Source organism: Leifsonia sp. 2TAF2, from assembly GCF_052115085.1.
GTDB lineage: Bacteria > Actinomycetota > Actinomycetes > Actinomycetales > Microbacteriaceae > Leifsonia.
The window spans coordinates 197,214-216,507 of the sequence record NZ_JBFRFY010000003.1 but is presented as its reverse complement, the minus strand read 5'-3'; the positions used below and the strand labels follow the sequence as shown (position 1 = coordinate 216,507).

19 protein-coding genes are annotated in these 19,294 nt (G+C 68.6%); 13 read left to right on the top strand and 6 right to left on the bottom strand.

Going from position 1 to position 19,294, the window contains the following annotated elements; genetic code table 11:
* Nucleotides 1–12: 12 nt before the first annotated feature.
* Entirely contained in the window at nt 13–1,620 is a 1,608-nt protein-coding gene (murJ, locus tag AB4Z18_RS18570; protein WP_441784242.1) for a murein biosynthesis integral membrane protein MurJ, read from the bottom strand.
* Entirely contained in the window at nt 1,613–3,898 is a 2,286-nt protein-coding gene (locus AB4Z18_RS18565) for a DUF6049 family protein (RefSeq protein WP_441784241.1), read from the bottom strand. The genes murJ and AB4Z18_RS18565 overlap by 8 nt, the downstream gene beginning before the upstream one ends.
* A 95-nt stretch (nt 3,899–3,993) precedes the next feature.
* Between AB4Z18_RS18565 and AB4Z18_RS18560 the strand changes: the two genes are divergently transcribed.
* From AB4Z18_RS18560 to AB4Z18_RS18510, 11 genes are all read left to right on the top strand, one after another.
* The gene (locus AB4Z18_RS18560; protein WP_441784240.1) at nt 3,994–5,418 is read left to right on the top strand and encodes a CCA tRNA nucleotidyltransferase; all 1,425 of its coding nucleotides are present in this window, start codon (nt 3,994–3,996) and stop codon (nt 5,416–5,418) included.
* On the top strand, nt 5,403–6,305 hold the full coding sequence (locus AB4Z18_RS18555; protein WP_441784290.1) for a carbohydrate ABC transporter permease: 903 nt from the start codon (nt 5,403–5,405) through the stop codon (nt 6,303–6,305). Before AB4Z18_RS18560 ends, AB4Z18_RS18555 begins: the two co-directional genes overlap by 16 nt.
* Nucleotides 6,292–7,125 carry a carbohydrate ABC transporter permease gene (locus AB4Z18_RS18550; protein ID WP_441784239.1) on the top strand — a complete coding sequence of 278 codons (834 nt, stop codon included), beginning with the start codon at nt 6,292–6,294 and terminating at the stop codon, nt 7,123–7,125. Before AB4Z18_RS18555 ends, AB4Z18_RS18550 begins: the two co-directional genes overlap by 14 nt.
* Nucleotides 7,126–7,135: 10 nt before the next feature.
* Nucleotides 7,136–8,473 carry an ABC transporter substrate-binding protein gene (locus AB4Z18_RS18545; protein WP_441784238.1) on the top strand — a complete coding sequence of 446 codons (1,338 nt, stop codon included), beginning with the start codon at nt 7,136–7,138 and terminating at the stop codon, nt 8,471–8,473.
* A 260-nt stretch (nt 8,474–8,733) separates the two neighbouring features.
* The gene (rpsF, locus tag AB4Z18_RS18540) at nt 8,734–9,105 is read left to right on the top strand and encodes a 30S ribosomal protein S6 (protein ID WP_018189014.1); all 372 of its coding nucleotides are present in this window, start codon (nt 8,734–8,736) and stop codon (nt 9,103–9,105) included.
* 4 nt (nt 9,106–9,109) lie between these two features.
* Nucleotides 9,110–9,622 (top strand): single-stranded DNA-binding protein, encoded by a 513-nt coding sequence (locus AB4Z18_RS18535; RefSeq protein ID WP_441784237.1) that lies wholly within the window; start codon nt 9,110–9,112, stop codon nt 9,620–9,622.
* Between the two features lie 78 nt (nt 9,623–9,700).
* Nucleotides 9,701–9,964, top strand: coding sequence for a 30S ribosomal protein S18 (rpsR, locus tag AB4Z18_RS18530; RefSeq protein WP_018189012.1), 264 nt, complete (start codon nt 9,701–9,703; stop codon nt 9,962–9,964).
* Nucleotides 9,965–9,975: 11 nt separating this feature from the next.
* Nucleotides 9,976–10,428 (top strand): 50S ribosomal protein L9, encoded by a 453-nt coding sequence (rplI, locus tag AB4Z18_RS18525; RefSeq protein WP_441784236.1) that lies wholly within the window; start codon nt 9,976–9,978, stop codon nt 10,426–10,428.
* Nucleotides 10,429–10,892: 464 nt separating this feature from the next.
* Nucleotides 10,893–12,266 carry a replicative DNA helicase gene (gene dnaB, locus AB4Z18_RS18520; protein WP_441784235.1) on the top strand — a complete coding sequence of 458 codons (1,374 nt, stop codon included), beginning with the start codon at nt 10,893–10,895 and terminating at the stop codon, nt 12,264–12,266.
* 20 nt (nt 12,267–12,286) lie between these two features.
* A complete protein-coding gene (locus AB4Z18_RS18515) occupies nt 12,287–12,697 on the top strand; it encodes a hypothetical protein (protein ID WP_441784234.1) in 411 nt (136 codons plus the stop codon).
* Nucleotides 12,698–12,809: 112 nt separating this feature from the next.
* Complete coding sequence (locus AB4Z18_RS18510) at nt 12,810–13,106, top strand: DUF4190 domain-containing protein (protein ID WP_441784233.1); 297 nt, start codon at nt 12,810–12,812, stop codon at nt 13,104–13,106.
* Nucleotides 13,107–13,166: 60 nt separating this feature from the next.
* On the opposite strand, the gene AB4Z18_RS18505 is transcribed toward AB4Z18_RS18510, so the two are convergent.
* Nucleotides 13,167–13,748, bottom strand: a complete 582-nt coding sequence (locus AB4Z18_RS18505) for a cation transporter (RefSeq protein WP_441784232.1) — start codon at nt 13,746–13,748, stop codon at nt 13,167–13,169.
* A 25-nt stretch (nt 13,749–13,773) separates the two neighbouring features.
* Nucleotides 13,774–14,022, bottom strand: a complete 249-nt coding sequence (locus tag AB4Z18_RS18500) for an SCO4226 family nickel-binding protein (protein ID WP_441784231.1) — start codon at nt 14,020–14,022, stop codon at nt 13,774–13,776.
* Between the two features lie 111 nt (nt 14,023–14,133).
* Between AB4Z18_RS18500 and AB4Z18_RS18495 the strand changes: the two genes are divergently transcribed.
* The gene (locus tag AB4Z18_RS18495) at nt 14,134–16,950 is read left to right on the top strand and encodes a LuxR C-terminal-related transcriptional regulator (RefSeq protein ID WP_441784230.1); all 2,817 of its coding nucleotides are present in this window, start codon (nt 14,134–14,136) and stop codon (nt 16,948–16,950) included.
* 19 nt (nt 16,951–16,969) lie between these two features.
* Here AB4Z18_RS18495 and AB4Z18_RS18490 read toward each other — a convergent pair whose 3' ends face one another.
* Nucleotides 16,970–17,944, bottom strand: coding sequence for a nuclear transport factor 2 family protein (locus AB4Z18_RS18490; protein ID WP_441784229.1), 975 nt, complete (start codon nt 17,942–17,944; stop codon nt 16,970–16,972).
* Nucleotides 17,945–18,048: 104 nt separating this feature from the next.
* On the opposite strand from AB4Z18_RS18490, the gene AB4Z18_RS18485 reads away from it, so the two are divergent.
* Complete coding sequence (locus AB4Z18_RS18485; protein WP_441784228.1) at nt 18,049–18,558, top strand: hypothetical protein; 510 nt, start codon at nt 18,049–18,051, stop codon at nt 18,556–18,558.
* Nucleotides 18,559–18,570: 12 nt separating this feature from the next.
* Here AB4Z18_RS18485 and AB4Z18_RS18480 read toward each other — a convergent pair whose 3' ends face one another.
* Nucleotides 18,571–19,275, bottom strand: a complete 705-nt coding sequence (locus AB4Z18_RS18480; RefSeq protein WP_441784227.1) for a Pr6Pr family membrane protein — start codon at nt 19,273–19,275, stop codon at nt 18,571–18,573.
* Nucleotides 19,276–19,294 lie beyond the last annotated feature (19 nt).

Here is a 19,294-nt window from a genome sequence, read left to right as displayed (position 1 = left end):
TGCTATTCCGTGTCACCTGGGTGTGCGAGCACGCCCTCCGGCGCGGTTCAGGATGGGTGCGAGTCCGACCTCCAAGTCGGGTGACCGGAGGATGGCGAGGAAGCCGACGTAGACGACCAGCATGACCACGCCGACGATGGCGGTTGCCACAATGGCCGCAATGGGTCCGCTGACCGGGAAGGCGCCGCGGCCGAGGCCTCCGAGCAGCACGAGGAACCCGGCGCCGGCGGCCATGGCGGCGATTCCGGCGACGACGAAACGCCAGAGCGAACCGAGGATGCGGCCCCCATCCACTCCCCCGGTCCTCTGGCGCAGGAGGGCGAAGGCGAGCACAGCCTGGATGAGGCTCGCCACCGACACGACCAGCGCGACCGCGGCCGCACGGGTCGTCGGCGGCACGGAGAAGCAGACCAGCACGCCCACGATGATGACCGCGACCTGAGCCAGTGTGAACAAGAACGGGGTGCGGGTGTCCCCGAGCGAATAGAACGCGCGCTGCGCCATGAAGACGAGCGAGAACGGCACGAGACCCACCAGATAGGCGACGAGGACCAATCCCATCGCCTGGTAGTCGGAGGTGAACACACGCGCGATCGGGAACGCCGTAACGATGAGAGCCGCGGAGGAGAAGACGATGAGGAACATGATCGAACGGGCGGCGGAAGAGAAGTCCTGCCGGAAGTCGGCGACCGATCCGCGGTGCGCGTGCTCGGCCATCCGCGTGTAGAAGGCGGTGACGATGGAGACGGCGATGATGCCGTGCGGGAGCATGAAGATCAGCCATGCGTTCTGCATGACGAACGTTCCGGCGAAGTTCTTTCCGGCCGAGTTGGCGACGTTCGTCTCCACGAGGCCCGCGACCTGCGTGGCGATGAGCATGGCGAGGGTCCACCCGGCCGCCTTGCCCGCCGTCCCGAGGTTCACGCCTCGCCAGCCGAAGTCGAAGCGGAAGCGGAGTCCCACCCGGCGCCAGAACACGAACAGGATGAGCGCCTGGACAGCGATGCCGAGCGTCGCGCCGCCGGCGAGGAGGGCGATCATCCCGAAGGACCAGTCGGTGTGTTCGTGGCCGGTGGCGTTGGCCCCGAAGGCGAGGATGAAGGCGGCGAGCGTCGCGATGGCGACGATGTTGTTGACCACGGGGGCCCAGGTGAAGGGGCCGAACGATTTGCGCGCGTTGAGCACCTCGCCGAGCAGCGTGTACAGCCCCAGGAAGAAGATCTGGGGCAGCGACCAGTACGCGAAGGCCGTGGCCAGCTCGCGCTGCTGCTCGGGAACGCCGAAGAGGGTGATCAGGAACGGCGCCAGCAGGGTCGCGACCACGGCGACGGCTGCGAACACCACCATCCCGAGCGTGACGAGCTTGTTGATGTATGCACGGCCGCCGTCCGCATTGACGGACGCACGGACGATCTGGGGCACGAGGATGGCGTTCAGGATGCCCTGGGCGATGATCGCGTACAGGCTGTTCGGGACGATCGTCGCCGTTCCGTAGGCGTTCGCCGCGAACGAGATGACCCCGATCGCCTGCACCAGCAGCCACGCTTTGGCGAAGCCGAGGAGGCGCGAGACCAGCGTGCCGGAGGCGAGCAGAGCGCTGGCGCGGCCGACGCTATTCACGTGGCCGCTCCTGTGGCGGGGCCTCGGCGCCAGGGGTGCCGGCGGGAGAACCCTCCAGCGGGGTTACATCATCGGCGTCGGTCTCGTCAGCATCCCCCTCGGCCGCCTTCGACCGACGTCGGAGGATGTTGCGCACGATCCCGAACCCGAAGAGCAGCACCAGCAGGATGCCGAAGATCAGCGCCCCGATGCCCTCCCAGTCGGCGTGCACATCCACCGTCACCGACGTGGGGTCGCCGATGGGCACTCCGGTCGGGCTGTACAGGTGCAGCGACAACACGACCTGGCCGTTTCCGACCTTCGCCTTCACCGGGATGAGGACGGTGGCGCGCGAGTCCTGCAGGATGCGCTTCGTGGTCGACTGGTCGACCTCCAGGCGGCTGTTCGAGGGCGCCGCTGTGAGCACCACGGTGGCCGCGTCGTCCGGCAGCTCGTTGCTCACCGTGAACGGGATCGAGCCCTGCGCGCTCACGAGGTTGACGTTCTCGGTCGGGAGGATATGGATTGCGTGCAATGTCCTGACGGTCTCGGCGCGCTCTTTGGCCACGGCTGCGGTCCAATCCGTCCGCGGGTTCAGCCAGGTGATGGCGAAGAGGGCCAGCAGGTCGGCCCGCGTGCGCCCGGTCAAGCGGGTCGGGTCTTCGAGGACGGTGGCGAACTGCCCGAGCGAGCCCTCATCCTGAACCAGGGCCCGCATTCCGGCAACGCGCGCGGCCGTCTCGGGAGAGTCGACGAGGTCCAGACCCTGCGTCGGGGTGGCGGCGCCGACCGTCTGGAAGTTCGACGGCGTGGACCAGGGCGCCGCGAACAGGGAGTTGAACGTGCGCTCCAGTTGCGTCCCGCTGGACGGCCACGAGCGATCGAGGGCGACGACGAGGTTGCGCGCATCGCCGGGCTCCTGGCTTATGAGCTCCAGCTGCGCGTTCACCTTCGACATCGCCGCGTTCCACGCCACATCGCTCGGCGCGGAGACGGCCCGGCGGAGGGCATCGCTGAGGAGCTGATCGGACGCGAGGATCCGGGTGTTGCCGGAGGTCATGGGTGCGTTCGCCGTGGTGCTGAGATCGCCCGCATTCGTGTTGCTCCCCGACACGATCGCGGTCGTGAGGCCGGCCGCCGCCAGTGGCGCAAGGTCCGCCCGCCGCACGGTCTTGTCGCCCGGCCACGTAATGCCCTTGAGCGTGTAGTCCCAGGCGAGGAGCGACTCCATCGTGGGGACCACCGGGCCCTGTGTCGGGGTCGGCGTCGGGCTGGGCGTCGTCTTCCCCGGGCTCGACGTCGGACTCGGAGTGGAGGGCTGCCCCACCGGGGTCGGCGCCGGGGTGAAGTTCTTCGGGTCGATGGCGTACGAGAGGGACGTCGGCTGGAGCGGCGCCGGAAGCCCGGCCTGGATCTGCCCCACGGCGTCCGCGTCGGCGTAACCGAGCGAGAAGGTTTCGTTCGGGAGCTCCGCGAGCCGAGTGAGCCAGTCGAGGGCGCTCGGCGGGGCCGCATTGCCCAGTATTCGGATGGACGCGATGATCATCGGGTCGATGCCGACCGTCACCGAGGTGTGCCCGTTCAGCCCATCCAGTTCGCGCGTCAGGATGCCGTTCGGCGCCGTGTAGGTCGCCAGGTCGTCGGACGTGATCAGGCCGTCGGAACCGGTCGGGGTCACGATGGGCATCATCACGTTGATGTTCGCCTGCTTGGCGGCTCCTCCCGGATACCAGACGACCGAGGTGCGCGCTTCGGCGTCGGCGGAGCCCGCGTGCACCGTCGCCCGAAGGCCGAACACACCCGACGTGGTACGGGTACCGAACGGGATGGAGGTGGCCGGCACGGTCACCCGCACCACCGTGCTCGACCCCGACTCGATCGTGTTGAGCTGCGCCTGTCCGATGTTCACGGCACCCGCCACGTCTCCGGTCGCGGCAAGCCACGAGGACAGGGACTTGCGGTCGCCCTGCGGCGTGGTGTCCGCGAAGAGGGTCACCGTCCCCGACCCGTAGACCGTGTCGGTGGGATTGGAGACGGTCACGGAGACGGCGAGGTTCTTGCCGGGGCTGAGCACGCCGGCGTCGTCTGCGGTGAGGGACGCCGTCAGGTCGGCAGCGTCGGCGGCGGGTACGGCAGCGGCTGCGGGGACGGGCCCGGGCGCAGAGGCGGTCGCGGACGCAGCGCTCGCCCCGACGCCCATCGCGGCGGCGAGCGTTCCGACCACCGCGGCGACCGCGGCCAGGCGCAGACGGGCGCGGAGTGACGAACCCCTCCGAAGGGTGGGGGAGGCTGCGCTCATGCGTCGACGCGCGATCCCGACTCGGCCTCCATGTCGTCGATTGTAGAGGCCGCCTCCTGAGAGGCCCGCGAGCGGGACCGTTAAACTGGGTCACCATGCAGAGCGTCGCCGAATCCCTCGAACGTCTCGGCGACCTCGCGCGCACCCCCGCGGTCGCCCGTCTCGCCGACGCCTTCCAGGCTGCCGGGCACGAGTTGTCCCTGGTCGGCGGCCCGGTCCGGGATGCTTTGCTCGGCCGCGCGGTGCACGATCTGGACTTCACGACCGACGCCCGGCCGGACGCGATCCTTCGCATCGTCGCGCCCATCGCCGACGCCGTCTGGGACGTCGGACGGCAGTACGGCACCATCGGTGCCCGCCTGGGTGAGGACACCGTCGAGATCACGACGTACCGCAGCGACAGCTACGACGGCACCACCCGCAAGCCCGAGGTGGAGTTCGGTGACAGCCTCGAGGGCGACCTGCTGCGGCGGGACTTCACGGTCAACGCTCTCGCGCTCCGGCTCCCCGAGGTGCGGCTCATCGATCCCTCCGGTGGTGTGGAGGACCTCCTCTCGGGCACCCTCACCACCCCGAGCAGCCCGCAGATCTCCTTCGGAGACGACCCCCTGCGCATGATGCGCGCCGCCCGCTTCACCGCCCAGCTCGGTTTCCGCGTGGACGACGAGACGCGCGAGGCGCTGTCGACGATGGCCGAGCGCATCCAGATCGTGAGCGCTGAGCGCGTGCGCGACGAGCTGAGCAAGCTGCTGATGGCGGACGAGCCCCGCGAAGGGCTCGAACTGCTGGTCGAGAGCGGACTGGCGGAGCTCGTCATCCCCGAGATCCCCGCTCTGCGCCTCGAGGCCGACGAGCACCACCACCACAAGGACGTCTACCAGCACAGCCTCACCGTTCTCGATCAGGCGATCGGTTATGAGAAGGAGCGACTCCCCGGCCAGGCGCCGGATCTCATCCTGCGCTTGGCGGCGATCCTTCACGACATCGGCAAGCCGGCGACCCGGCGCTTCGAACCGGGCGGGGCCGTCAGCTTCTACCACCACGACGTGGTGGGCGCGAAGCTCGCGCGCAGGCGCCTGACCGCCCTGCGGTTCGACAAGGCGACGATCGATGCGGTCGCACGCCTCATCGAGCTGCACCTGCGGTTCTTCGGCTACTCGGATGCGCACTGGACCGACTCCGCGGTGCGCCGGTACGTCCGGGACGCCGGCCCGGAGTTGGAGCGTCTGCACATCCTCACCCGCGCCGATGTCACGACGCGCAACCGGCGAAAGGCCGACCGGCTGGCGTTCGCCTACGACGACCTCGAATCGCGCATCCGCGAGCTCCAGGAGAAGGAAGAGCTGGATGCCGTCCGGCCCGACCTCAACGGTGAGCAGGTGATGAGCGTGCTCGGTCTCCGGCCGGGGCGTGAGGTGGGGCAGGCGATGAAGTTCCTGCTCGAGCTGCGCCTCGACGAGGGCCCGCTCGGCGAGGAGGAGGCGACCCGCCGGCTGCTCGCGTGGTGGGCGAACCGCTGAGCCGGTCGACCCGCTCCCCCGCGCTGCGCCGGCGGGATGCGCTGACCGGCTACGCGCTGCTCGCGCCGAGCCTGTTCGGCGTCGCGTGCTTCCTCGTGCTGCCGGTGCTCATCGTCGTGTGGTTGAGCTTCCAGAGCTGGGATCTCGTCCATCCGCTGCAGTTCGCCGGTCTGGCAAACTACGCCTCGGTGCTCGCGGACCCTGTCTTCGGGAACGCGCTGCTCGTGACGCTCGTGTTCGTGGTGATCGTCATCCCGGTGCAGACCGCACTGGGGCTGCTCGGCGCCTCACTCCTGACGCGGGAGCTGCCCGGTTCGGCGGTGCTCCGCACGGTGTACGCGCTTCCGTGGATCTGCGCGCCGCTGGCTCTGGGCGTCGTGTGGAAGTGGATCTTCGCGCCAACCGGCGGCGCGCTGAACGCCATCCTCGGCGTCCGGGTCGAATGGCTGACGGACCCGGTACTCGCGCTGCCGGCCGCGGCGGCGGTCGTGATCTGGACCAATGTCGGCTACGTGACGCTGTTCTTCATGGCGGGGCTGCTCAGCATCCCGCAGCAGGTGGTGGAGGCCGCCAGGATCGACGGCGCAGGGCCGGTGGCGTTGTTCTGGCGCATCAAGCTTCCGCTGCTGCGGCCCACCATGTTCTTCGTGCTGGTGACGAGCGTGATCGCGACGTTCCAGCTGTTCGACCAGATCTACGCCCTGACCGGCGGCGGACCCGAGCATCGGACGGATGTCGTCGCCAACCGCATCTACACCGAGGCTTTCCAGACCTTCGATCTGGGACGCGCTTCGGTCATGGCGGTCGTACTCCTGCTGATCCTTGTCGCCATCACCGTCGGACAGCAGCTCTACTTCCGGAAGCGGACGACGTATGACCTCGGCTAGCCGCGTGGTCCGGGCCGTCGGGATCTATGCGCTCCTGCTCGCGGGCGCTGCGGTCACCCTCGCCCCCTTCGTCCTGAGCGCGATGACTGCGTTCAAAACCCCCGGTCAGTTCGCGCGCACCACGGCGCTGTCGTCGCCCGATCCGTGGACCCTTGAGAACCTGGTGACCCTGTTCACCGGGCCGGCGGGCTTCGGGCGGGCGCTGCTGGTGACGGCGCTCGTCACCGTGTTCATCCTCGTGTTTCAGTTGGTGTTCTCGATCATGGCCGCGTACGCGTTCGCCCGTGTCGACTTCCCGGGGCGGGATGCGCTGTTCTGGGTCTACCTCGCGACGCTCATGGTCCCGGCCGTGGTCCTCGTCATCCCGCTGTACCTGATGATGGCCCAGCTGGGGCTACGCGACACCTTCTGGGGACTCGTGCTGCCGTTCTCATTCGGCAGCCCGTACGCGATTTTCCTGCTGCGCGAATACTTCCGCGGAATCCCGCAGGAACTCATCGATGCCGCCCGGCTGGACGGCGCATCCACCCTCGACATCCTCGTGGAGATCGTGGTGCCGCTCTCCCGGCCGATCATCGCGACCCTCGTCCTGATCACGGCGGTCAGCCAGTGGAACAACTTCCTCTGGCCGCTCGTGATCACAAGCGGTAACACGTGGCGGGTGACGACCGTCGCCACTGCTAGCCTCCAATCCCAGTACAACGGCAACTGGACAGTTGTCATGGCAGCGACGACGCTGGCGATCGTGCCGCTCGTCGTGCTGTTCCTGATCTTCCAGAAGCGCTTCGTGCGGTCCATCACGATCACCGGCTTCCGGTAGGAGGACACACATGGCCAAGCGCTCGACCGTCATCGCCGCAGCGGTGGCGGGGCTCGTCGTCGTGGTCGCGGCCGTCGGCATCACCGCCGCCGTGGCCGGTTCGGGACAACCGGAGAAGCAGACCGTCACGGTGCGGCTCTGGGACGAGCAGGTGCAGAAGGCGTACCAGAGCTCGTTCGACGAGTTCGAGAAGGAGAACCCCGACATCGAGGTGAAGACCTCGCTGGTGCCGTGGGCGGACTACTTCACCAAGCTCCGCACCGATATCGCTGCGGGGAATGCAGACGACGTGTTCTGGGTCAACGCCGGCAGCTTCGAGGACTACGCGACCGGCGGCGATCTGGTCGACATCCCGAAGACCCTCGGGGCTGCCGCCGAGAAGCGGTGGCAGCCGGATGTCGTGAAGCAGTACACGCTGGATGGCTCGCTCTGGGGTGTGCCGCAGCTCGCCGACCCGGGCATCGGCGTCTTCTACAACGCCGCGCTGCTGAAGAAGGCAGGAGTGACGCCGGCGTCGCTGAAGAACCTGCACTGGTCGCCCGATCACGCCTCGGACACGCTCCTCCCCGTGCTGCAGAAGCTGACAGTGGACGCCGCGGGGCGGAACGCCGCCGATCCTGGCTTCGACCCGCAACACATCGTGCAGTACGGCTACAACGCGGCGAACGACCTCAACGCCATCTACATCAACTACCTCGGCTCGAATGGCGCGGCCCTGCAGAAGGGGAACCGGTTCGTGTTCGACACCCCGCAGGGCCGGGAGGCGTTCCAGTACGTGGTCGATCTGATCGACAAGTACCACGTGGCGCCGTCGGCCGCCGACACGAACACCAACGGCGACTTCAGCCGCGACCAGTTCACGCAGGGGAAGCTGGCGCTCTTTCAGACCGGGTCGTACAACCTGGCCAACGTGGAGCAGGGGGCGTCCTTCGACTGGGGCGTGGCTCCTCTCCCGGCCGGTCCCGCGGGCGCGATCAGTGTGACGAATGGCGTGATCGCGGCGGGCAATGCGCACTCGAAGCATCCCCAGGCCGTCACAAAGGTGCTGCGTTGGCTGGGCAGCGCGGACGGCTCCGCGGCCATCGGGGCCGATGGCTCGGCGTCCCCAGCGGTGGTCGCGGCCCAGCAGGGCGTCCTCGACCACTGGAAGGCGAAGGGGGTGGACGTGTCCCCGCTGTACGACGTCTTGAAGAACGGGAGCGTGCAGGCGCCGCAGGGCGCGAACTGGGCGAAGGCGCAGGATGCGTTCGGCCCGGTGTTCGAGGAGATGTTCCTGGGGCGGATGCCGGTGGCGGAGGCGCTGACGAAGGCACAGTCGGCCGCGAATGCGGCGATGGGCGCGGGGTGACCAGGCCATTCAGTCCATAGAGTCTGTCCACAGAGTTATGTGCGCATCCGGTTCTCCACAGATCGCGTCGGCGATCCGCGTGGATGCGGCGTGACAGCGACAGTGGATGCATGACCGAGACGATCGCCGGCTGGCGTCCTGCACCCGCATCCGTTACCCTAGGGAAGTTGCCCGGGCAGAGTCCTGCCCTCGGCACGTCTATGACACCCTCCTGCTGCAGAACGTCTGCAGCCGCTGAGACCAGAGGAGGTGGGTTAGTCATGCATCAGTACGAGTTGATGGTCATCCTCGATCCAGAGATCGATGAGCGCACCGTGGCTCCGAGCCTTGACAAGTTCCTCAACGTCGTTCGTAACGACGGTGGAACGATCGACAACGTCGACATCTGGGGTCGTCGTCGTCTGGCTTACGAGATCAATAAGAAGTCCGAGGGCATCTACGCCGTCGTCCAGCTCACCGCAGAAGGTGACACCACCAAGGAGCTCGACCGCCAGCTGAAGCTCAGCGAGGCCGTCATGCGCACCAAGGTGCTCCGCGCGGAGGAGGCGATCGCTCAGGTCGCCGCCGCTCAGAAGCGTGCCGACGAGAAGGCTGCCCGCAAGGCCGCCACCTCCGAGAAGGCCGGCGCCTAGTCCCATGGCCGGCGAGACCGTCATCACCGTGGTGGGAAACCTCACGGCCGACCCCGAGCTGCGCTACACGCAGAACGGGCTGGCCGTCGCCAACTTCACCATCGCGTCCACCCCCCGCACGTTCGACCGTCAGGCGAACGAGTGGAAGGACGGTGAGGCCCTGTTCCTCCGCGCCAGCGTCTGGCGCGAGTTCGCCGAGCACGTCGCGGGTTCGCTGACGAAGGGGTCCCGCGTCATCGCGCAGGGCCGCCTGAAGCAGCGCTCCTACGAGACGAAGGAAGGCGAGAAGCGCACCAGCATCGAGCTCGAGATCGACGAGATCGGCCCGTCGCTGCGTTACGCCACCGCTCAGATCACCCGCACGCAGTCGTCCGGAGGCGGACGAAGCCAGGGTGGTTTCGGCGGCGGTGCGCCTGCCGTCGAGGAGCCGTGGGCCGCTTCGGCGCCCGCCGATCCGTCCGCCGGTGCAGACGTCTGGAACACTCCGGGCTCCTACAACGACGAGACCCCCTTCTAACGAGATTCGCCTCTCGCAGAGGCACACATCATCAGCCCGCCGGCCGTCGGCCGGACCGGGCGGAAAGCAAAGGAAACCATGGCTGGAAAGTCGAGCGGCGACCGCCGCAAGCCGATCCGCAAGGGCAAGGACGGCAAGAACGCCGCTCCCGCGAAGTCCGTTCGCGTGGGCGTCATCGATTACAAGGACGTCGCCACCCTGCGTAAGTTCATCTCGGAGCGTGGAAAGATCCGCGCCCGACGCATCACCGGTGTCTCCGTCCAGGAGCAGCGACTCATCGCCCGCGCGGTCAAGAACGCGCGCGAGATGGCGCTCCTCCCCTACGCCGGTTCCGGCCGTTAAGGAGAAGCGACATGTCGAAGGTAATTCTCACGCACGAGGTCACCGGCCTCGGCTCGGCCGGTGACGTCGTCGACGTCAAGAACGGCTACGCCCGCAACTACCTCGTCCCTCAGGGCTTCGCGATCGCGTGGTCCCGTGGCGGCGAGAAGCAGGTCGAGCAGATCAAGGCGGCTCGTGCCGCTCGCGAGCTGCACACCGTCGAGCAGGCCCAGGACCTCAAGGCCAAGCTCGAGGCGACCAAGGTCAAGCTGACCGTGAAGGCGGGCCGCGAGGGCCGTCTGTTCGGTTCGGTCAAGACCGGCGATGTCGCGGACGCCGTCAAGGCGGCCGGCATCGGCGAGCTGGACAAGCGCAAGATCGAGCTTCCCAACCCCATCAAGGTCGTCGGCGACCACGAGGCGACCGTGCGTCTGCACGACGACCTCTCGGCCGTCATCAACCTGCAGGTGGTCGCTGCCAAGTAGGCGCGACGAAGCGGAAGTGTAGCGGCGGGCGAAGGCCCGCCGCTACGTTTCGTTAAGGATCTTTTCCCCCGTTCTGTACACAGGTACGAGTGGCCTGCGGACAAGCTTGAACACAGGGTTCAAGGAACTTTCCGCCCACAGGGTGGGGATAGAAAAATCCCTGATTAGACTGCGTTTCTGCCTCAGAACTTCCTTTTTGTCCACAGCTTTCCACACATCTTCTACACACGCTCCACGGCGTTTCGCGCAGATTTTCCCCAGTTTTATCCACAGGCTGAGTTGTGAGGTCGGACGGCGGCTCCGTAGGGTGGACCGACGTCGACGGACGACAGCCGCAGAAGAGCGGCAATGTCAGAGGTCGTCCCGACAATCGACCCGAGGGAACCCGCCCGCGCGATGAGCGCGGGGAGGCATCCTGCGACGATCCTGTCGTGCCCGGAGGCAGCGAGAAGTGAGGAGTGAACGTGTCGATCGCCCATATCGGTCTCGCCGACGGTCGTGACCCGGGCGACGCCCGCTCCCCCGAGCGCACTCCCCCGCACGACCTGCTCGCCGAGCAGAGTGCACTCGGCGGCATGCTCCTCAGCAAGGACGCGGTGGCCGATGTCGTCGAGGTCGTCCGGGGCACCGACTTCTACATCCCCAAGCACGAGATCATCTACGACGCGATCCTGACGCTCTACTCGCACGGTGAGCCGACCGACGTCATCACGGTCACCGACGAGCTGACGAAGATCGGCGAGCTGTCCCGCGCCGGTGGCGCCGAGTACCTGCACACTCTGACGAGCCTCGTGCCGACCGCAGCGAACGCCGGTTACTACGCGAACATCGTGGCCGAGAAGGCACTCCTCCGCCGTCTGGTCGAGGCGGGAACGCGGATCACGCAGATGGGCTACAAGGCCGAGGGTGAGGTGCTCGACCTCGTCAACAACGCTCAGGCCGAGATCTACTCCGTGACCGGCTCCCAGGAGACCGAGGACTACGTCCCGCTCACCGAAGCCGTGACCGTGGCGATCGATGAGATCGAGGCCGCCAAGCACAAGGACGGCTCGATGACGGGCGTCCCCACCGGCTTCGCCGAGCTCGACGAGCTCACCAACGGCCTCCACCCGGGCCAGATGGTCATCGTGGCTGCCCGACCGGCGCTCGGAAAGTCGACGCTCGCCCTCGACTTCGCGCGAGCGGCGGCGATCAAGCACGACATGCCCACGATCTTCTTCTCCCTCGAGATGGGCCGCAGCGAGATCGCCATGCGTCTGCTCTCCGCGGAGGCGACCGTCCCCCTGCAGAACATGCGAAAGGGAACGGTCGACAACCGCGACTGGACCACGATCGCATCCACCCGCGGCCGCATCAACGACGCACCGCTCTACATCGACGACAGCCCCAACATGACGCTCGTCGAGATCCGGGCAAAGTGCCGCCGCCTCAAGCAGCGCGTCGGTCTCAAGATGGTCATCATCGACTACCTCCAGCTCATGACGAGCGGCAAGCGCGTCGAGAGCCGCCAGCAGGAGGTCAGCGAGTTCTCGCGAGCCCTCAAGCTGCTCGCCAAGGAGCTCCAGGTGCCGGTCATCGCGCTCTCCCAGCTGAACCGTGGTCCGGAGCAGCGAGCCGATAAGCTCCCCGCCCTGAGCGACCTCCGAGAGTCCGGATCGATCGAGCAGGATGCGGACGTCGTCGTCCTCCTCCACCGCGAGTCCGCCTACGAGAAGGACAACCCGCGCGCCGGCGAGGCCGACCTCATCGTCGCCAAGCACCGCAACGGCCCCACCCGAACCGTCACCGTGGCGTTCCAGGGCATGTACTCCCGCTTCGCGGACATGGCGCCGATCTGATCCAACGTGTCGAAGAAGACATGCCAGAGACAGTGAATAGGAACCTCGAACTGCTGCACCCGACCGCCTGGCTCATCGGCATTGTTAGCGCGGCCAGCTGCGCGGCTCTCGTCGTGTTGGGAATCGCGGGCGCAATCGTGACATTCGCAGGCGGCACCATCATGTTCTTCCAAACCCCGTCTTCGTGGGTGTTCATGAGCGTTCTGATCACGGCGGCCGTGCTGGCAAGCGTCGGCATGCTTCTGCTCGCTGTGCAATGCGTTAGGGAAGCGCGCCGCGGATACACGACGCTCGCCAACGCATACCCGAAGCTGGAATGGCGTGACCACAAGACCGGGCTCGTCTTTCGCGAAGCCGGAGCTGTCACGCCCCGCCTCTCCATCGCTGAGCTCCGCACCCGCGCGTCGAACGGCCCGACCCAACCGCAATGAGGGCGGTACCTGCGGTCGATCGCGTGTTTTGAGACGGCTGGAGGCGTCCCAAGTGTCGGGGAGCGCTACAGTCATGCCAGTCGGCGCGCCGCGCCGCATGAGGGGAGACACCGTGGATGAGTCCGAGTTCGTGGCAGGCCAGCCGGCAAGACCCGAGGTCCCAGTAGCCCAGCCGGTTGAGCGACTTCCGTTCAGTCAGCTGGCGATCTGGGGATTCGTGATCTCCTGCGTGAGCCTGTTCGTGTTCGGCTTCATCGGCACCCTCGGCGCCGCGCTTTCCGGCCGCGGGTTCCGGGCGGCCGCTCAGGGCCGCGCACGTGGAAAGGGGCTGGCCATCGCCGGCATGATCATCGGCGCCGCCGGTTTCCTGTTCTGGGCGGTTGTCTTCGTCCTCTCGCACTTCAGATAGGGCCGCCGGCTCCGGTTGCTGGGGCCGGACACGACGCTGAGCGGCCGTCTCGTCGCCGCGCTACTCGCGGAAGATCAGGATGGCTTCGCGTGCTGCATAGAAGACGATGACGAGCCCGGCGACCGGGTCGGCCCACCACCAGCCGAGCGCATAGTCCAGCAGGATTCCGAGAAGGACGCTGGTGGCCAGGATCCCGTCGATGAGGGTGACCCGGCCCTCCGTGATGAGGACCGGGTTCTGCAGGCGTCTCCCCACTACCCGCTTGCCCCAGGCGAGGGCGAACATGACGAGGGCGGTCACAGCGGTCCAAGCAACGCCACCGATCAGGGGCGTGGCGTGGTGGCCCAGCACGAGTGCGACCACGGCCTGAACCAAGAGGTAGGCGGCGAGGAGAATGAACGCCCAGCCGATCAGGCGCAGGGCGACACGCTGCCGGGCCGGGCTCGTGCCAGTCAGCTCCCAGATCACGACGGTGCTCGCGCCGATCTCGATCAGGCTGTCGAGCCCGAAACCGAGCAGCGCGACCGACGCCGATCGGTAGGCGAGGATTGCGAGCAGGACGACGCCGATCACGTTCCACGCGAGCGTGACGATCTCCAGCGCAATGCCGGACCTGCGGAGCTTCAACGCGAGGTCGGTCACCCGACGACCGTACTCGATGCGCGGGTCAGACCTGGATGCTCACCTCGTACACCTGGTCGGTCGGGTGACCGGCCCGCTCGTGGATGCGCATCAGCGCCTCCTTGGACGGTCCCGTCGACAGGCAGAACACCTTGCCGCTCACCGGGTCGAGCCAGGCGCGCTCGATGTGCACGCCCTCCTCACCTTCAATGGCGGCGTCGGCGTCGTGCGCGTCCTGCAGCTGGTCGTGTGTGACGCCGACGAATCCGTCGTGGACGTCGATGAATGTGGCCATGATCGGCTCCTTTCCTTCTGACGACAGCGTCGCCCTCCCCGGCGCGTTGCGGCATCGGTCATACGACCGATCTCGCTCCCCGGGGCGCGGTTCCGGCGCTACACTGCCGCCATGAGCGCGGGGTCGCCCGCGGGCGGCGTGGCCAGGGTGTGTCCACTGTTCGTCGGGCGCGACGACATGATGGCCCTCGTGCTGCGCCGGCGGGCGGAGGCGGCTGCGGGGCGCGGCGAACTGCTCCTGGTGGGCGGTGAAGCCGGCATCGGCAAGTCGCGGCTGCTCGACGAGCTGGTGGTGCAGGCGGGTGGACGGTCGGCTCGGGCCGATTCGTTCGCCGGCGACCGCGACACGCCGGGACTTCTGCTCCTCGGGATCGCCGCAGCGCTGCGTGCGGTGGAGGAACCCGGGCCGGCCGAGCGCGTCCGGGCGCTGGTGGTCGGGGCGGGGGGCGTGGACTCGGAGGGCGCGCGCCGCATCCTCGTCGCCGATCTCGCCGCCACGCTGATCGAGGCCCTCTCCACACCGCTGCTGCTTCGGCTGGAAGACCTCCACTGGGCCGACCAGTTGAGCCTGGATGCGCTGCAGCGCGTGGCCGTCGGCCTGCCGTCCGTCCCGTCACTGGTGGTGGCCAGCTACCGGTCGGAGGAGCCGGACGCAGCCCGGGAGTTCACGGCCTGGAGGCTGGGACTGCTCGCGCAGCGCCGCGCCGAGGAGGTGGTGCTGACGCGACTCGACCGCGACGGTACGCGCCGCATGCTGGCCTCGATCACGGGTGAGGAGCCGTCCGCCGACCAGGTCGACCGGCTGTTCGACGCCGCCGACGGCATCCCGCTGCACGTCGAGGAGCTGGTGGCGGTCGGCGTGGATGCTGTTCCGGACACGATCGGCGGGGCGGTGCTGGTGAGGATGGCGCGACTGGGTTCGGACGCGGCACTCACCGTCGCTGCGGCTGCCGTGATCGGGCGCGAGTTCGATCGCCGCACCCTCGATGCCGTACTGGGCGGGGATGCGGATGTCGACGGGGGCCTGGAGGAGCTGATCGCTGCGAATTTCATCGTTCCAGCGGGCGACCGCTTCGACTTCCGCCACGCCCTCATCCGCGACGCGGTCTACGGGTCGGTGCCAGCGGCGAGACGACGCGAGCTGCACGCTCGCGTCGTGGAGGCGGCGCCGCAGCTCTCCGACGCCGTCCTGTCGACGCACTTCGAGCGCGCCGGTCGCGCCGACGAGGCGTACGTCCGCGCGCGCCGGGCAGCGGGGCGGGCAGCGGCGCTGTCCGCCCACCGAGAGGCGGTCGACCTGTACCGCAGGGCCGAGCGGACCGTCCCCTCGGGAACACCCGTCGCCGAGCGCGCCGAGCTCCATCGGCTGCTCGGAGCGGAATTGGCCGCGGCCGACGCCAACGTGGAGGCGGAGCGGGAGTTCTCGCGCGCCATCGAGCTGCTGCGGGAGTCGGGAGACCAGATCGACGCTGCCGCCGTGGTCCCCGCTCTCGTGAACGCGCGCCACTTGCTCGGCGTCGGCTATGAGGCGCGCGCTGCGCAGCTCGGGGACGCCCTGACGTGGATCGTCGGCGCCGACGGCTCCGACTCGGCGGCGAGGCGCGTCCGCGGCCGCCTTCTCGCCGCCCACGCCGCCGCCGCGATGCTGGATCGTCGCCTCGACCTCAGCCTGCGTTTGACCGCCGAAGCGCGGGAGCTGCTCACCGACGACCCGGAGGAGCGTCTCGCCGTCGACGTCACGCGCGGGTCGGTGCTCGTGTTCGCCGGCGCGGGCGAGGAAGGCTGGCAGCTGCTCCTCGACTCTGCGACCGCGGCCGCGTCGCACGAATGGGAGGCGGCCGCTGCCCGCGCGTACCGCATGATCGGCTCCTCGGCGTCAGTGCTGCTCCAATACCATCGCGGACGAAGCTGGCTGGAGGAGGGGATCTCGTACGCCACACGGATCGAGCGCTGGAACGACGCGCACTACCTGGACGCGCACTTGGCGCACGTGGAGTGGGCCACGGGATCCCTCGACGCCGCCGAACAGCGAGCGGGCCGGGCTCGCGCGGACGGGCGGGGCGGCATCACGACCGAAGTGACAGCTCTGCATGTGCTCGGTTACGTGGCGCTGTCACGCGGTGACACAAGTCGCGCGGCGGGACTCCTCGGGGAGGCGGCGGCGATCGGCGAGAGGATGCGCGAACTGCAGCGCTGGTCCCCCCCCCTGTGGGGGCTAGCCGAGGTCGCCCTCGCGGACGGCGACGCGGAGCGTGCTGTCGAGCTGTGCGATCGCGGGCTGCACGGCTCCGAGGCGATCGAGGACGCCGCGTACCTCTTCCCGTACCTGGTCACCGGGACGCGCGCGCAACTCCTCCGCAGCGACGTCACGGCCGCCCGGGACTGGGTCGAGCGCGCCGGGGCGCTTGTTCGATCCAGGGCCATCCCCGGCACCGAGAACGCCATTGCCCACGCCGAGGGGCTGGTGGCCCTGGCCGAACGGCGGCCGACACGCGCGAAGGAGCTGCTGGCCGCTGCCGGGCACGGCTGGAGCGAGCTGGGGCGCTGGTGGGAGGGCACTCAGGTGCTGCTCGACCGGGCAGAGTGCGCCCGCCGCACACGGGGTCCGGCCGAAGCGGCCGCGCTGACTGAGAAGGCACGCGCCAGAGCCACGGAGGTGGGTGCGGGCGCTCTCGTCGCCCGGGCGGACGCCCTTGCCGCTCGCCTCGACGACGGTGCGGAGACGACGGTGCTCAGTTCTCGCGAACGCGAGGTGGCGCGACTCGTCGCATCCGGCGCCACGAACCGGGAGATCGGCGAAAGCCTGCACATCGCGCCCAAGACGGTCTCGACCCACGTCGAGCACATCCTGGCGAAGCTCGGAGCCGCGCGACGCACCGAGATCGCCGCGTGGGCGGTCGAGGATGCGCGCCGCGGCTCGGCCCCGTGACTTCCGGAGAGCACGCGCCCTACGACGGGCCATCCGGTCGGGTGCCCTCGGGCGCCTCCTCGTCGACCCCCGTCCACACCTCGGTCATCTCGGCGATGAGGCCGTCGCGTACGGTGATGAACGTCGCCACCTCGAAGTGCTGCAGCTGTCCGTCGACATCCGCCGTGACGTGGGCACGGCCGGCGGCCCGTTCCGCGCGGCCCACGGAGTCCTCGAGGACGAAACGCTGGAATCCGGGGTACTCGGCATTGAGCCGAACCCACGCATCACGGTCAAAGCGTTCCCCGGTGTGGACGTAGCGGCAAGAGAAGTCCTGGTGGAGCAGTGCAGGTAGGTCGTTCCAACGGTGCTCGTCGATGACCTTCGCCAGCCGCTTCAGCATCCGGGAGTCGTCCACAGGCGGATCGAGGACCTCGTCGTCGGAGTGCGCGCCGTAGTACGCGCTCTGCCGCCGCATGATCTCCCGCATCGACACGTCGCGGCCGACGCCGTACACGGTGCCGGTGAAGTCGAGCTCGCGCTGGATCGCCCAGATCTCCTCGTGCTTCTCCGGCGGGAGCATCGTCGCCGGGCTTCCCACGGCGACCCAGCCGATCGGGACCACCGCGCCGGCAGGGACGTGTGTGTTGACCTGGACGACACTGTGCACCCGCACTTCGGCTCCTTCGCCGATCCGGCTGCCCGGGAACAGGGACGCACCCGTGGCGATGAACGCTTCCGCCTCCACGACGCTGCCGTTGACGTGCGCGTGCGGCCCGATCATGACGGACGACCCGATGTGGACGGGATGGCCGGCGCGCCCTCGGATCAGGGCGTTCTCCATCACCACAGCCTCCTCGCCGATCGTCACCTGCCCGTCCTCAGCCGACAGCACGGCTCCGTGGAGGATCCGGACCCCGGCAGCGATGCGGACGTCGCCGGAGACGACCGCCGTCGGCGCGACGGAGGCGGACGGGTCGACGGACGGTTCGGCACCGCGGTGACGGACGAGCATCGGGGGTTCTCCAATCGTGGGCCGTTCAGCGGGTCGTTCGCCCGGCACTGCCGATCATCCTCCGGGATGACGCGGATCGCCGGGCGGACGCGTTCAATGGAGGGATGTTGGGCATCCTTCTCCCCGTGCTGCAGGGCGCAGGCAGCGTGGCGCTCTCCCTGGTCGCCTTCGCCCTCGCACTGACCTGGCCGTCGCTGCTCGGCCCGATTCTCCGGCTCCGGACGGACCGCGCGCGTATCGGCGCCTTCGCCGCGCTCGGCGTGGTGCTGCTGCTGGCCGCGGGCATCCTTTACGCCGTACCGGGCGTGCTGCTGCGCGATCCGCTCGGCCTGCTGCTTTCCGTGCCGGTTGCCGCCCTCTGGGTGATCGCGGCGGTCGCGCTGGTCGTTCGGGGCATGGTGATGGAGGGCGCGGCCCGCGCGATCTCGTTCGCGTTCGCCGTGGTCGCAGGCGCCGGAGTGCTGGCCGGGATCGTCGCCGGGATGCTCGCCCAGCGCGAGCTTCCGGACACCGTCACGCCGACGGGAGCGTTCCTGCTCGCGGTGGGTGCGCTCGCCGCGGTGATCTTCTGGGCGCGCGCCGAAGAGCCGGAATCTCGTCCCGCCGCAGCGTGACGGACCTCGCTCTCAGGCCTCCGCGAGTGGCGCGGTGTCGGGCAGGGTGCGGTCGCCCCTCCAGCGCCGGGAGATCCACACGACGCCGTATCCCGCCACCAGGATGACCACGGCAATCAGCACGACGTAGAAGGCGACGGACAGGTATCCGTTCGGGCTGGTCGCCGGGTTCAGGAACGGATACGGGTACCGCGGTCCCTTCCCCGTCACGGGGTCCGCGGCGAAGGGGGCGCGGACCAGCGTGTAGACGGCCCAGACGATGGGGAACACGGCGATGCCCCACACCGACCGGAGCCGCAGCGGAGTGCGCCCTGGGGCGAACAGCCAGTCGATGAGCAGGTACGCCGGCGCGATGACGTGCAGCACCTCGTTCGACCAGCCGACCGTGGTGCCCTGTGCGAGGGAGATGTTGCGCAACAGCAGGTTGTAGACGACGCCGGTGGTCACCAGGTAGGTCACCGATGCAGCGCGCAGCGCGGTGTACCAGCCCGGGTCGTCACCCCGGCGAGCGAGGAGGAGCACAGCGCCGATCCCGAGCACGATGACACCGAGCACGTTGGAGTCGATCGTGAAGAAGCTGAAGAAGTTCGAAACGAGCGTCCCGACGTTGCCGCCGCGGGCGCTGATGGAGGTGATACTCGTCGTGAGCTGGGCGATGACGGCCGCCAGCGTGACCAGAAACGCCACCGCACGGAGCACCACGAATCCGATCCGCATGCCGTGATCGTAGCGAGCG